We start from the raw sequence: 13520 nt of genomic DNA on the forward strand, positions 1-13520 counted from the left end.
AATCAGGTTGATAGGTTCGGGATGGAAGCACAGCGATGTGTGGAGTTGACGAATACTAATAGGTCGAGGACTTAACCAAATATATTTTCATATCAAGTTTTATCCAGTTTTGAAAGAACAATCTTTCATAGTCTAGTAATGATGGCAAAGAGGTCACACCTGTTCCCATGCCGAACACAGAAGTTAAGCTCTTTAGCGCCGATGGTAGTTGGGGGTTCTCCCCCTGCGAGAGTAGGACGTTGCTAGGCGAGTCATTAGCTCAGTTGGTAGAGCATCTGACTTTTAATCAGAGGGTCGCTGGTTCGAATCCTGCATGACTCATAGTAAAGCACTCAAACAAAATGTTTGAGTGCTTTTTTTATATGAAAAAATACACAAAAAATATTCAGAATAGTTAAACATTAACAAATGGTGCATAATAATATTTTTCAGGGGGTATAAAAAGATATACATTTTAATTTATTTTATGTAATTAATTTAATATAATAAAATGTAAGCGTTTCCAAATTATAGATATTAGATGAAGAGGTGAAGATTGTGGAGAAAATAATATTCAGTGATGTTGGGGAAGGGTTGCATGATGGTGAAATTTTGCAATGGTTTGTTAAGAGTGGAGATCAAGTAAAAAGAGATGAGCCACTCGTTGAAATTCAAACAGATAAAGTTGCTATTGAAGTTACTGCAACGAAAGAAGGCTATGTTCAGTCTACATTTGGGGATGTAGGAGACAAAATTATCGTCGGAGATGTATTAGTCGAATTAAAAACGAATGATCACAATGAAGAATTGCATAGTGAAAAAGAAGAACCATTCGTAAAAGAAGTGTCCATAGAACGAGAGCCTATCGTAGAACAACAAAATATAAAAGAACAACCTTTAGCACTACAAACACGTGTAAAAGCAGCACCGAGTGTCCGTAAACTGGCAAATCAATTAAATGTGAATTTGCAAAATGTTTCAGGGACGGGACCTAAAAATAGGATCACAAAAGAAGACGTTCGAAATAGTACGAATGGAAAGAAACAAAGTCATTCGAAGCAATCTGAAGTGACGACAAATACAATATCTCAAAGTAAGCCTACAGAACATCGTGAAAAAATTGTCGGTGTTCGTAAACAAATGTATCAAAACATAGCAATCGCACAAAGTACGATTCCTCATACGACAGCTATGTATGAAATAAATGTTACGGAGTTAATTAATTTAAGAGCAGACTTAAATCAATATGTTGAAAATCCAATGACATATTTACCGATTTTCGTGAAAATTGTTGATTTAGTGTTAAAAGAATATCCTATTTTCAATGCGAGAATTGATGAAGAGAAAGAAGAAATTGTTTATCAAAGTACTACGAATTTAGGTGTTGCGATGGCGACGAAACAAGGATTAATCGTTCCAGTATTAAAAGACGTACAAACGCAAACATTAGAAGAAATTGCGGTTAACTTACAGCAATTGACGACAGCTGGTAAAACGAATAAATTAACATTTGATCAGCTGAAAGGCGCAACGTTCTCAATTTCAAGTACGGGAATGAAAGGTGGTATTTATGCGACGCCAGTTATGACACCACCGCAAGTTGCCATTTTAAGCTTGCATGCAATGGTTGAAAAACCTGTTATTTTGAAAGATAGAGCGATTGGGATAGGAACCGTAATGGGTGCGAGTCTGTCATTTGATCATCGAATTATTGATGGTGAAGCAGTTGGCTTGTTTATGGATGCTTTCCAATCTTATATTGAAAATCCAAACAAATTGTTGTTGAAATTATAGGGGGTGACATGATGGAACTAGTAAAATGGCTAAATGAAGATGGTACTTTAACAGGGCAGTATGAATTACCATCAGATGAAATGTTAAAAACGATGTATGCGGAAATGAAACGTGGTCGTATGATTGATTCTAAAATGTATAAAATGCAAAGGCAAGGTAGAATGGCACTCGTTGCGCCTTTAAGTGGGCAAGAAGCGATTCAAGTAGCGAGTGCGCTCGTCTTAAAAGAAACAGACTGGATTGCACCGAGTTACCGAGATTCTGTAGCTACGATGTTGCATGGTGTCCCACTTGAAACGATTATTCGATATTTTAAAGGATATAGCGACGGAAATGAAATTCCTGAAAATGTGAATGTTTTGCCAATCCAAATTATTATTGCAGCACAATTACTACACGCAGTTGGAATTGGACTAGCATCTAAAATTAAAAAGGAAGATGTGAAAACAATTACATTTTTCGGTGATGGTGCAACGAGCCAAGGTGATTTTCATGAGGCACTCAACTTTGCGAGCGTGTATCAAGTACCTGTGATTTTTATTTGTCAGAATAATCAATATGCCATCAGTACACCTGTGCACAAACAAATGAATACAGAAACAATTGCAGAAAAAGCGAATGCGTACAATATGGCATATGAGTACGTAGATGGTAATGATGTTTTAGCTTGCTATGATGTAATGAAGCGAGCCTATGAGAAGGCGAATGAAGGTCCAGTCCTCGTTGAAGCCGTTACGTATAGACAAGGTCCTCATACGACGTCTGATGATCCGAAAAAATATCGTCAACAACAAGAAGAAATGAATTGGGCGGAAAAAGATCCGATCGTAAGGCTCCAACGATTTTTATTACAAAAAGGGCTATGGGATGAGCAATTTGAGAGTAGAATCGAGAAAACGGTTTCAGAAGAAATAGAAGAGGCTGTTTTGGCTGTCGAAAATACACCTGCTCCAACATTAGCCGAAATGCTTCATCATGTTTATGAAGATGTACCACTCGTTATTCAAGAACAAATTGATGCGTTAGGGGGAGCCTAGATGACACAGAAAACCATTGTAGAAGCGATCAATGAAGCACTTATGCAAGCGATGAAACAAGATGAGACGATTGTTATGCTCGGAGAAGATGTAGGAACGAACGGGGGCGTTTTCCGCGCGACGGATCGATTAAAGGAGACGTACGGGGAATTGCGTGTCATGGACACTCCATTAGCGGAATCAGCTATTATTGGGACAGCAGTTGGAATGAGTTTAAATGGCTTAAAACCGGTTGCTGAAATTCAATTTTTTGGGTTTGCCTATGAAGCGATGGATCAAATTGTCAATCAGGCTGCACGTATGAGATATCGTTCGAAAAGCAGATATCATGCACCACTTGTTATTCGAAGTCCTTACGGGGGAAACGTCAATACACCTGAATTACATGCAGATAGTTTAGAAGCGTCTTATAGTCATTCCCCAGGGCTTAAAATTGTCATGCCTTCTTCTCCATATGATGCAAAAGGATTATTGTTGAGCGCTATTCAAGATCCAGATCCCGTTCTTTTTTAGAGCCGATGAGTATTTATCGTTCGATACGAGAAGAAGTGCCGGATGAGTTTTATGAAGTACCGATTGGTAAAGCAAAAGTAGTGCAAGAAGGTACGGATGTAACGGTCGTTTCTTGGGGGCCTCCAGTCGTCCTTCTTAAGCAAATAATTGATAAAATGAAATCTAAAAACATATCGATAGAACTAATTGATTTACGAACTGTGGCACCACTCGATATTGAGTCAATTGTTACATCTGTTGAGAAAACAGAACGTTTATTAATTGTACATGAGGCGGTAAAAACGAATGGCATAGGAGCTGAAATCGCCGCATTAGTAGCGGATCGAGCGATTTTATCTCTCGTCGCACCAATTAAAAGAGTGACTGGGTACGATTCACCATATCCGGCTGGAACAATTGAAAGACAATGGATGCCGAATGAACAAAGAATTGTCGCAGCCATTGAAGAATTATTAACATACAATTAATTTTTTTGAAGAATAAAAGAAAAATTAACAATTAAAATTTTCAGAAAAACATTGACAAAAATTTTTAAGCTTGTTACGATGAGTGCGTTGTTCAAAAGGGAAGTCGAATTCGAGTGAGTCTTTCCGAGCAATGATTATTTTGACCACTCTTTTAAAGAGTTAAGGCCATACGGACAGCCGGGTCAACTGCCGCTTGGTGGAGCCATCCACCTATTGATTGAGTTAGAAGCTCAAGTTTTATAAGTTGGTTACTTTACAACCAGTGTGTATAAATGATACACATCAACTTGTGAAATTGGTCAATATGAGTAGTAAAAAGTAATTATTTGCTAATAGACTCTAAAACCATGATCGAATTTATTTCGAATACGAATCTTTTTAGATGATTTTCTGTTTTTTTGATGACGCCTAATTATGATTTTTTTCGGTATTTATAAATTCAAGAGCAAGTGATGCGTATGCATTACTTGCTCTTTTTTTGTTGGAGGTATGGCGTTGGAGAGAATAAAATTATATGGGTTTAACAATTTAACGAAAGCACTTAGCTTTAATATATATGATTTTTGTTATACACAAACGCTAGAAGAACAACGTGCGTATATTCAATATATCGACGAGCAATACAATGCAGACCGTCTAACTGTTATTTTAAAAAATGTGACGAATATGATTGGCGCGGAAGTATTGAACGTATCGAAGCAAGATTATGATCCTCAAGGTGCCAGTGTAACGTGTTTAATTGCAGAGCAACCAATTGCTACATACGGGGCAGATACGTTAGTTGCGCATTTAAATAAAAGTCATATTACGGTTCATACGTATCCGGAATATCATCCTGAAAATCATTTAGCTACTTTTCGCGTAGATATAGACGTTGCAACTTGTGGTGAAATTACACCATTATCGACACTCGATTATTTAATAGACTCTTTCGATTCGGACGTAATTACGATGGATTATCGCGTTCGAGGCTTTACGAGAGATGTTCACGGTAACAAGGTGTACATTGACCACCCGATTGACTCAATTCAACAATTTATTTCAAGTGATACACGACAGAAATATGATGCGATAGATGATAATTTGCAACGTGTTCACTTATACCACACTCGAATGCGTTTAAAGGAACTGAGCTTGGAAGAATATATTTTTAACCAGTCAATGGAGCAAATTTCACACTCGAAACAACAAGAAATGCTTCAGGCACTAACGATTGAAATGGATGAAATTTTCAAAGGGAAGGATGTTAAACGGTCGTGATCACAAAAGTAACGACACAGCAAAAAGCACCACTTTATGATGCACTAATAGGTTTTAAAGAAAAAAGAATTGTTCCTTTTGATGTACCAGGACATAAACGTGGACGTGGTAATCCGGAATTACTTCATTTTTTAGGACAAAAAACATTATCTGTAGATGTGAATTCGATGAAACCACTCGATAATTTATGCCATCCTGTATCGGTTATTAAAGAAGCGGAAGACATTGCAGCACAAGCGTTTAAAGCAAAAGCAGCTTTTTTTATGGTCGGTGGGACAACATCGGCTGTGCAAGCGATGGTTTTTGCAACGACGAAACGTGGAGAGGAAATTATTTTGCCGCGAAATGTTCATCGTAGCGTCATCAATGCACTCGTTTTAAATGGGGCTATTCCTGTTTATGTGAATCCAGACGTGGATGAACGGTTAGGTATTGCACTCGGGATGTCTTTGAAACAAGTAGAGGAAGCGATTCAAGAACACCCTCATGCGAAAGCTATTTTTGTGAACAATCCGACGTACTACGGCGTTTGTTCAGATTTGAAGGGTATCGTCGAACTAGCACATGAAGCCGGTATGAAAGTGTTAGCAGATGAAGCGCACGGGGCACATTTTTATTTTGGTGAGCATATGCCGATTTCTGCTATGGAAGCTGGAGCTGATTATGCAGCTGTTAGTATGCATAAATCAGGTGGTAGTTTAACGCAAAGTTCTTTTTTGTTAATGGGAGACTCCGTCAATGCCGATTACGTTCGACAAATTGTTAATTTAACGCAAACGACGAGTGCTTCGTATTTGTTAATGGCGAGCCTTGATTTATCAAGACGGCACTTGGCATTAGATGGCGAGGCAATTTTTTCACAAGTCGTCTCGTTCACGCAGTACGTTCGAGAAGAATTGACGAAAATCGGTGGTTATTACGTATTTGGTGAAGATTTAATAAATGGCGATAGTATTTATACGATGGATCCGACGAAACTGTCGATTCATACGCTTGATATTGGATTAGCTGGCATTGAAGTATACGACTTATTGCGTGATGAGTATGATATTCAAATTGAGTTTGGTGACTTAGGCAATATTTTAGCGTATGTGTCTGTTGGGGACCGTGAACGAGACATTGAACGACTCGTTGGTGCACTTGTCGACATCAAAAGACGTTTTTCTAAAGAGAAAAGAAATTTATTGCGTCAAGAATACATTGAGCCAATCGTTGCCTATTCGCCGCAAGAAGCTTTTTATCGTACGAAGCGCTCGGTTTTACTAGAAGAGGCTATTGGAAAAGCGAGTACGGAGTTTGTCATGTGTTATCCACCAGGCATTCCGATTGTTGCGCCTGGCGAAATGATTACAGAGCCCATTGTGCAGTATATTCAATATGCGAAAGAAAAAGGCTGTCAATTGACGGGGACGGAAGATTTAGACGTTTTAAAAATAAATATAATGGAGGACGAACATGGAATGTTGGTATAGCGAATTTCATACGGACAATGTAAAGTTCTCAATTCGTGTAAACGAACAACTTTATAGCGGGAAAAGTGATTTTCAACGGATTGATGTGTTTGAAAGCCCTGAATTTGGACGGTTTTTAACGTTAGATGGTTTTATGATGTTAACGGAAAAAGATGAATTTATCTATCATGAAATGCTCGTGCATGTACCGATGTCCGTACATCCAAATGTAAAAAAGTATTGGTTATTGGAGCTGGAGATGGAGGGGTTTTACGAGAGTTAAGTCAATATCCAGACATTGAAGCAATCGATCTCGTTGAAATTGATGAACAAGTTATTGACGTATGTAAAAAATATCTTCCACAAACGGCTTGTGGTTTTCAAGATACGCGTGTCCGTATCCATATTGCGGACGGGTTAAAATTCGTTCGCTCTGTTGAAAATACGTACGATTTAATTATCGTCGATTCTACCGATCCGTTTGGACCAGGAGAAGGATTATTCACGAAAGAATTTTACGGTAATTGTTATAGTGCTTTACGCGAAGATGGCATTATGGTCAATCAGCACGAAAGTCCGTTTTATGAAGAAGACTGCATGGCAATGCAACGCGCACATAAACGAATAACAGAAAGTTTTCCAATTAGTCGCGTGTATCAAGCACATATTCCAACGTATCCGTCTGGGCATTGGTTGTTTGGTTTTGCATCGAAAAGCTATCATCCAATTCGAAATCAGCGAAAAAACGACTTTAAAAAATTGAAAATTCAGACTAAATATTATAATGAAAATATACATAAAGGTGCATTTTACTTACCGAATTATGTAGAGGAGTTGTTACGAAATGTTGAGCAAAAATAATGTCCAATTTATCGGATGTGAAGCAAATTTTGAAGAAGCGACACACGTATTATTCGGTGCACCTTTTGATGGAACGACAAGCTATCGACCGGGAACTCGCTTCGGACCAGCAGCGGTCAGAATGGAATCTTTCGGGTTAGAGACATATAGTCCTTATCAACAAAAAGATTTAGTTGATGCATCAATTTTAGATAGTGGTGACTTAGAATTTCCTTTCGGGAATACTAAAAAAGTATTGGAACAAATTGAAGAGCGTACGACACATATTTTACGTGCAGGGAAAGTACCTATGATGATTGGGGGAGAACATTTAGTAACACTTGGAGCTGTAAGGGCGGCACATCATCAATACGAAAATTTACATATTATTCATTTTGATGCGCATACAGATTTACGAGACGATTACTTAGGAGAGCGATTATCTCACGCGACGGTTTTACGACGTTGTCATGATTTAGTAGGAGACGGTAAGATTTTTCAATTTGGTATTCGTTCAGGCGATCGTCCAGAGTTTGATTGGGCAAATGAAGGGCATACGACATTACAAAAATTTAATTTTGAACAGTTGCAAGAAGCGTTGCATACGATTGGCGATGCGCCTGTTTATTTTACGATTGATTTAGACGTATTAGACCCGTCTGAATTTCCGGGGACAGGGACGCCAGAAGCTGGAGGCGTTCGTTTTACAGAATTGTTGCACGCGATGATCAACGTTTGTACGTCCGTGAATGTCGTTGCGTGTGACGTGAATGAATTAGCACCTATTTATGATCCAACAGGTCGTTCGACGGCACTAGCGGGTAAAGTGATTCGTGAATTTTTACTAGCATTACAAAAATAGAAAAGAGGTTATTAAAATGGGAAAAGCGTTAATTATCGGATGTGGGGGAGTCGCTTCTGTAGCGATTCATAAATGTGTACAAAATAGTGAAGTATTTGAAGAGATTTGTATCGCAAGTCGCACGAAATCAAAATGTGATGCGTTAAAAGAAAAATTAGACGGGCGAGGAACGATTATTACGACAGCACAAGTCGATGCAGATGATGTAGACCAACTAATTGCGTTAATTCAAGACGTACAACCAGATATCGTTATGAATTTAGCGTTACCGTATCAAGATTTAACGATTATGGATGCGTGTTTAGCGACAAAGACACATTATATGGACACAGCAAACTACGAACCAGAAGATACAGCGAAATTTGAATATAAATGGCAATGGGATTATCAACAACGCTTTGAAGAAGCGGGGATTACAGCGTTATTAGGTTCAGGATTTGACCCAGGTGTAACCGGTGTTTTTCAGCACATGCATTGAAACATCATTTTGATGAAATTGAATACATTGATATTTTAGATTGTAATGCAGGGGATCACGGCTATCCATTCGCAACGAATTTCAATCCAGAAATTAATATTCGTGAAGTAACGGCAAAAGGTTCATATTGGGAAGAAGGAGCATGGATTGAAACCGAACCGATGGAAATTAAACGTGTGTATGACTTCCCGGAAGTCGGAGAGAAAGACATGTATTTATTACATCACGAAGAAATCGAGTCACTCGCTTTACACATTCCAGGAATTAAGCGCATTCGCTTCTTCATGACATTTGGAGAATCGTATTTACGTCACTTACAATGCCTTGAAAATGTCGGCATGACATCGATTGAACCGATTATGTACGAAGGAAAAGAAATCGTACCATTACAATTTTTAAAAGCGATGTTACCAGACCCAGCATCTCTTGGACCTCGTACGAAAGGTCAAACGAATATCGGCTGTATTTTCCAAGGAATTAAAAATGGCGAAAGAAAATCATATTATGTTTACAATGTGTGTGACCATGAAGCGTGCTACGAAGAAGTTGGTTCGCAAGCCGTATCGTATACGACAGGTGTACCTGCGATGATTGGGGCAAGCTTAGTTATGGACGGAACGTGGCAAAAACCAGGTGTATTCAATATTGAACAGTTTGACCCAGATCCATTTATGGAAGCACTTAATAAATGGGGACTTCCTTGGAAAGAAACAGAAACGCCGGAGCTTGTAAAATAATGAACATGAATGAGATTCAAACGCCTGCTTACGTTGTGGACGAAGCACTCATTAAAAAAAATGTAGCCTTACTTAAAACAATCATGGATGAAACGGGATGTAAAATACTATTAGCGCAAAAAGCATTTAGTATGTTTAGTTTGTATCCATTAATTGGACAATATTTGAGTGGGACAACGGCAAGTGGATTATATGAAGCGAAATTAGGACAAGAAGAAATGGGGAAAGAAAATCATATTTTTTCTCCAGCATATAAAGAAAGTGAATTTGAAGAAATTGTCTCACTTTGCGACCATATTATTTTTAATTCCTTTTCTCAAATGGAACGATTCGGACCTGCAGTGCTGCGCGCGAATAAAAAAATAGGTCTTCGTATTAATCCAGAACATTCGACGCAAGTCGGTCATGAAATTTACGATCCATGTGCTAAAGGCTGTCGTTTCGGTATTCGAGAGGAAGCTTTTGAAAAGGATAAATTACACAACGTATCAGGACTACATTTTCATACGTTATGTGAGCAAGATAGTTTGGATCTTTGGACGACTATTCAAGCAGTAGAACGTCGCTTTGGGGATGTGCTGTACGATATGGAATGGATTAATTTTGGTGGTGGGCACCACATTACAAAAGACGGCTATGATTTGGCATTGTTAAAAAAATGCATTACGTACGTACAACAAAAGTATAATGTCATCGTGTATTTAGAGCCGGGAGAAGCGATTGCGTATGAAGCGGGCTATTTAGTAACGACCGTACTAGATCGTGTGAACAATGATGGCGACATATTGATCGTAGACACATCCGCAAGTTGTCATATGCCGGACGTACTCGAAATGCCTTACCGTCCACCGCTTAAAAATAGTGGTGAGAAAAATGAAAAGCTCCATATGTATCAAATTGCGGGCCCGACTTGCTTAGCAGGTGACGTCATCGGCCATTATTCTTTTGATGAAGAAATTCAAGTAGGCACGCGACTCGTTTTTGAAGATATGGCCATTTATTCAATGGTCAAAAATAATACGTTCAATGGTATGGCCTTACCAGACATCGTTATTTTAAAAGAAGACGGCACGTGTCATGTACAAAAAAGATTTCAGTATGAAGATTTCAAAAATCGATTATCTTAATGAAAAAAAGTCGCGATTTCGCGACTTTTTTCACGTTTACAATATGATTTATGATAGGATGGAAACAACTGTGAAAAATGAGGAGCAATTTGAATGAAGAAATATACCCACGTACTATTCGATATTGATAACACTATTTTAAATTTTGATGCAACAGAAGAAGTGGCTTTATCAATCATTTTAGAAAAATACGGTCCAACATTAGATCAAGAACGATTACATCGTACGTACCAAAAAATTAATCGTAGCCTGTGGCGTGCTTATGAAAAAAATGAAATGACGAAAGAACAGTTGTTACATACACGTTTTTTTGAAACGTTTTATATTTATGACATTCGAGTAGATGGAGAAGCGCTTGCTAATGAATATCAACAATTATTAGCCAAGGGAAAAGATCCGGTCATTGGGGCACAAAAAGTGTTAGATACTTTGAAAAATATTCCGAAATACATCGTGACAAATGGTGTTCAACATACGCAACGTAGTCGTCTTCAAAATGTAGGATGGACGTCTTATTTTGAAGCGATTTATATTTCAGAGGAAATAGGATACCATAAACCACAAATCGAATTTTTTGATACCGTTTTTGAACGTTCACCTGAAATTGTGAAAGAGACGACGCTAATTATCGGAGACTCATTAACGAGTGATATCCAAGGTGGAATTACAGCAGGAATCGATACGTGTTGGATTAATTTCCATCATGAAGAAAATACGACAGCGATTCAACCGACGTATACGATGGAAACGTTAGAAGAAGTACTCCAATTATTTGCCTAATAAAAAAAGCTCGAAGTCATCACGACTTCGAGCTTTTTTATAAATAGTTACGCTATTTTTTGTTGTTTTTGAATTAATACTTTCAACATCGGTGGTGTAACAAGCGTCGATACGACAATTGCAATAATCATTGGCGTATAATATTCTTGTGAGAAGAGGCCTGCTTCAAATCCGATAGCAGAAGTGATTAAAGCGACTTCACCTCGCGAAATCATAGCTGTACCAATTAATAAAGAAGAGGACATCGAATAACCTGTAATTTTAGCACCGAACCCAGCACCGATGACTTTCGTAATGATAGCAACGAGACAAAGAACGATAATGAGCCAAATATGTTCACCGACACCGTTTAACGAAACGACTAAACCGATGCTCGTAAAGAATACCGGGATAAAGAGAACATTAACAGAAGGTAGTAGTTTTCCTTCGAGTTGTTCACGAATAGTATCGTTATTAGCGAGTGCTAAACCGGCAAAGAATGCACCGATGATATTGCTAATTCCCATAGCATCTGCAAACCATGAATAAAGGAAGCAAAGAAGTACCCCGTAAACGAGTGAAAAATCAGGAATCGGTAATTTCACAGCAATCTTTGTCACTATCGGTAATAGTTTGTGTAAGGCTATAATAACAGCAAAGAAAATAACTTGTTTTAGAAGCACGATTGAAATACTCGTATCTCCACCGACTGTTAAACTAATCATTACAGCTAAAATGATTAAGCCAATAATATCATCGGCAATTGCTGCACCAAGAACAGTGGCACTCTCTTTCGTATGCATGTAATTGAGTTCTCTGAATGTTTGTACGGAAATACTAACCGATGTAGCCGTTAGAACAACACCTAAAAAGGCGGCATGAAGAGTATCCATACCAAATGAAATCCCGACGATATAGCCGCCGATAAAAGGTAAGATGACGCCCATTGTTGCGACAGTTAGGGCAGAGCGTAAACTACTCGTTAAATCTTTTAAGTTCGTTTCTGTACCAGCAAAGAACATTAAGAAGATGACGCCGATTTCGCTAAATAAGTGTAAAAAATCATTCGTTTCTACAAGACCGAAAACAGCCGGTCCAATTAAAATCCCGGCAATAATTTCACCGAGTACGCTAGGTTGCCCGAAACGAGAGGCGATTGTACCGCAAATTTTTGCGGCAACAATAATGATGATTAGTTGTAAAATGAGCTCCATAAATACCCTCCTGAAATTGAAAGAAAATTCTAAAAATTTAACTGAAAATTGTTTATTGTTTGGCGATTCTGACAATATGTCGATAGTATGTATTCGTCGAAACTGTTTACTATTATATCATAATGTATGTAAGCTGTCTGAAAATGAACGACTCAAGGAAGAACTAAAAATTTGTCGAATAGAAATTTTATTTATTCTATATTAAGCATAAAAATTCATTTTATATATTTATTGAATGATATAAATACACGACTTTAATGTTCGGTATTCAAACGATTTATTTAGATTTAAGTATAAAATTGTTCGTGTATGAAAATACGAAAAAATGTCGAATTGTCGAAAATTGTATGAAGTACAAGATAGCAGTGCAATATAGCGATAAATAGAGTGGACTAAATTTTCGGAATTATTGTAATTATTTTACTTTTTATATAATGAGGTGACGTATTGACGGCGCTACAGTGAATTGATATTGTATATTTACAACAATATTATTTCCGATTGAGCTGAAATGATACTGCTATAATAGACGCGTGATTTATTTTCACAGAGGGGAAGTTGTTTATGACAGTAACAATCGAATTAACAAATGCTTTACAAATTGAGGCATTACGCAGCAATGGATTTACAAATGATGAAATTTTGTACAAATTGAAACGCCAACAATTGGCAGCATTCCAAGGGAAAGTAGCTAATATGGAATTTGATTCTTTACTTTCTTTATTTGAGAAAAATCCAGCACAATTTGAACGTGCGCTACGTACAGGCTATAAAGCAGAAACGATGACTACGGAAGCAGCAAAATTTTTATTACAATGCTTGTTCTCTGCAAAAGAAGGCGATCATTTTGTTATCGAAAACGGGGAAATAGTAATTAAACGATTAACGAATAAACAACGTGAGCAATTTAACGAGATTCTTCCAGAAACATGGAAATCTGTCGTTGCATAACGTATGATCTATATAAAAAAAGGAACGATGCTAATAAGCGTCGTTCCTTTT

General features: G+C 37.7%; 11 protein-coding genes, 1 tRNA gene, 1 rRNA gene and 2 pseudogenes. 14 read left to right on the plus strand and 1 reads right to left on the minus strand.

Translation table 11 applies throughout. The features are described from left to right. Nucleotides 1-131 precede the first annotated feature (131 nt). The 13 genes and pseudogenes from rrf (at nt 132) to KSHG_RS00320 (ending at nt 11325) form a co-directional block, all read left to right on the plus strand. Nucleotides 132-248: ribosomal RNA gene (rrf, locus tag KSHG_RS00265) — 5S ribosomal RNA — on the plus strand. Continuing rightward, nucleotides 249-321 (plus strand) — tRNA-Lys (locus KSHG_RS00270). Between the two features lie 216 nt (nt 322-537). Next, entirely contained in the window at nt 538-1773 is a 1236-nt protein-coding gene (locus KSHG_RS00275; protein WP_010300173.1) for a dihydrolipoamide acetyltransferase family protein, read from the plus strand. Nucleotides 1774-1784: 11 nt separating this feature from the next. Further along, entirely contained in the window at nt 1785-2810 is a 1026-nt protein-coding gene (gene pdhA, locus KSHG_RS00280) for a pyruvate dehydrogenase (acetyl-transferring) E1 component subunit alpha (RefSeq protein ID WP_010300177.1), read from the plus strand. Further along, nucleotides 2811-3790, plus strand: a pseudogene (locus KSHG_RS15700) (alpha-ketoacid dehydrogenase subunit beta). A gap of 489 nt (nt 3791-4279) precedes the next feature. Further along, nucleotides 4280-5050: an adenosylmethionine decarboxylase gene (speD, locus tag KSHG_RS00290; protein WP_042231194.1), complete on the plus strand. Its 771-nt coding sequence runs from the start codon at nt 4280-4282 to the stop codon at nt 5048-5050. Next, nucleotides 5047-6522: an aminotransferase class I/II-fold pyridoxal phosphate-dependent enzyme gene (locus tag KSHG_RS00295; RefSeq protein ID WP_010300185.1), complete on the plus strand. Its 1476-nt coding sequence runs from the start codon at nt 5047-5049 to the stop codon at nt 6520-6522. Before speD ends, KSHG_RS00295 begins: the two co-directional genes overlap by 4 nt. Beyond that, the gene (locus tag KSHG_RS19315) at nt 6506-6784 is read left to right on the plus strand and encodes a hypothetical protein (RefSeq protein WP_315970489.1); all 279 of its coding nucleotides are present in this window, start codon (nt 6506-6508) and stop codon (nt 6782-6784) included. The genes KSHG_RS00295 and KSHG_RS19315 overlap by 17 nt, the downstream gene beginning before the upstream one ends. After that, nucleotides 6742-7362 (plus strand): polyamine aminopropyltransferase, encoded by a 621-nt coding sequence (gene speE / locus KSHG_RS15705; protein WP_315970490.1) that lies wholly within the window; start codon nt 6742-6744, stop codon nt 7360-7362. The genes KSHG_RS19315 and speE overlap by 43 nt, the downstream gene beginning before the upstream one ends. Further along, on the plus strand, nt 7346-8203 hold the full coding sequence (speB, locus tag KSHG_RS00305; RefSeq protein ID WP_010300188.1) for an agmatinase: 858 nt from the start codon (nt 7346-7348) through the stop codon (nt 8201-8203). Before speE ends, speB begins: the two co-directional genes overlap by 17 nt. 16 nt (nt 8204-8219) lie before the next feature. Beyond that, nucleotides 8220-9418: pseudogene (locus tag KSHG_RS15710) on the plus strand (saccharopine dehydrogenase family protein). Further along, nucleotides 9418-10545, plus strand: coding sequence for a carboxynorspermidine decarboxylase (gene nspC / locus KSHG_RS00315; protein WP_010300190.1), 1128 nt, complete (start codon nt 9418-9420; stop codon nt 10543-10545). Before KSHG_RS15710 ends, nspC begins: the two are co-directional and overlap by 1 nt. Before the next feature lie 93 nt (nt 10546-10638). After that, complete coding sequence (locus tag KSHG_RS00320; protein WP_010300192.1) at nt 10639-11325, plus strand: YjjG family noncanonical pyrimidine nucleotidase; 687 nt, start codon at nt 10639-10641, stop codon at nt 11323-11325. Nucleotides 11326-11372: 47 nt separating this feature from the next. Here the strand turns inward: KSHG_RS00320 and KSHG_RS00325 are convergent, their stop codons facing one another. Next, nucleotides 11373-12518, minus strand: coding sequence for a cation:proton antiporter (locus KSHG_RS00325; RefSeq protein ID WP_010300195.1), 1146 nt, complete (start codon nt 12516-12518; stop codon nt 11373-11375). Nucleotides 12519-13082: 564 nt separating this feature from the next. On the opposite strand from KSHG_RS00325, the gene KSHG_RS00330 reads away from it, so the two are divergent. Next, nucleotides 13083-13469, plus strand: coding sequence for a hypothetical protein (locus KSHG_RS00330; protein WP_010300198.1), 387 nt, complete (start codon nt 13083-13085; stop codon nt 13467-13469). The last annotated feature ends 51 nt before the right edge of the window (nt 13470-13520 follow it).

Origin of the sequence: Kurthia senegalensis, assembly GCF_000285595.1 — a bacterium.
Classification (GTDB): Bacteria; Bacillota; Bacilli; order Bacillales_A; family Planococcaceae; genus Kurthia; species Kurthia senegalensis.

Excerpts from the sequence above, each read along its gene's own strand:
- pdhA (WP_010300177.1), top strand. The coding sequence starts at position 1,785 with ATGGAACTAGTAAAATGGCTAAATGAAGATGGTACTTTAACAGGGCAG.
- speD (WP_042231194.1), top strand. The coding sequence starts at position 4,280 with ATGGCGTTGGAGAGAATAAAATTATATGGGTTTAACAATTTAACGAAA.
- KSHG_RS19315 (WP_315970489.1), top strand. The coding sequence starts at position 6,506 with ATGGAATGTTGGTATAGCGAATTTCATACGGACAATGTAAAGTTCTCA.
- speB (WP_010300188.1), top strand. The coding sequence starts at position 7,346 with ATGTTGAGCAAAAATAATGTCCAATTTATCGGATGTGAAGCAAATTTT.
- nspC (WP_010300190.1), top strand. The coding sequence starts at position 9,418 with ATGAACATGAATGAGATTCAAACGCCTGCTTACGTTGTGGACGAAGCA.
- KSHG_RS00320 (WP_010300192.1), top strand. The coding sequence starts at position 10,639 with ATGAAGAAATATACCCACGTACTATTCGATATTGATAACACTATTTTA.
- KSHG_RS00325 (WP_010300195.1), bottom strand. The coding sequence starts at position 12,518 with ATGGAGCTCATTTTACAACTAATCATCATTATTGTTGCCGCAAAAATT.
- KSHG_RS00330 (WP_010300198.1), top strand. The coding sequence starts at position 13,083 with ATGACAGTAACAATCGAATTAACAAATGCTTTACAAATTGAGGCATTA.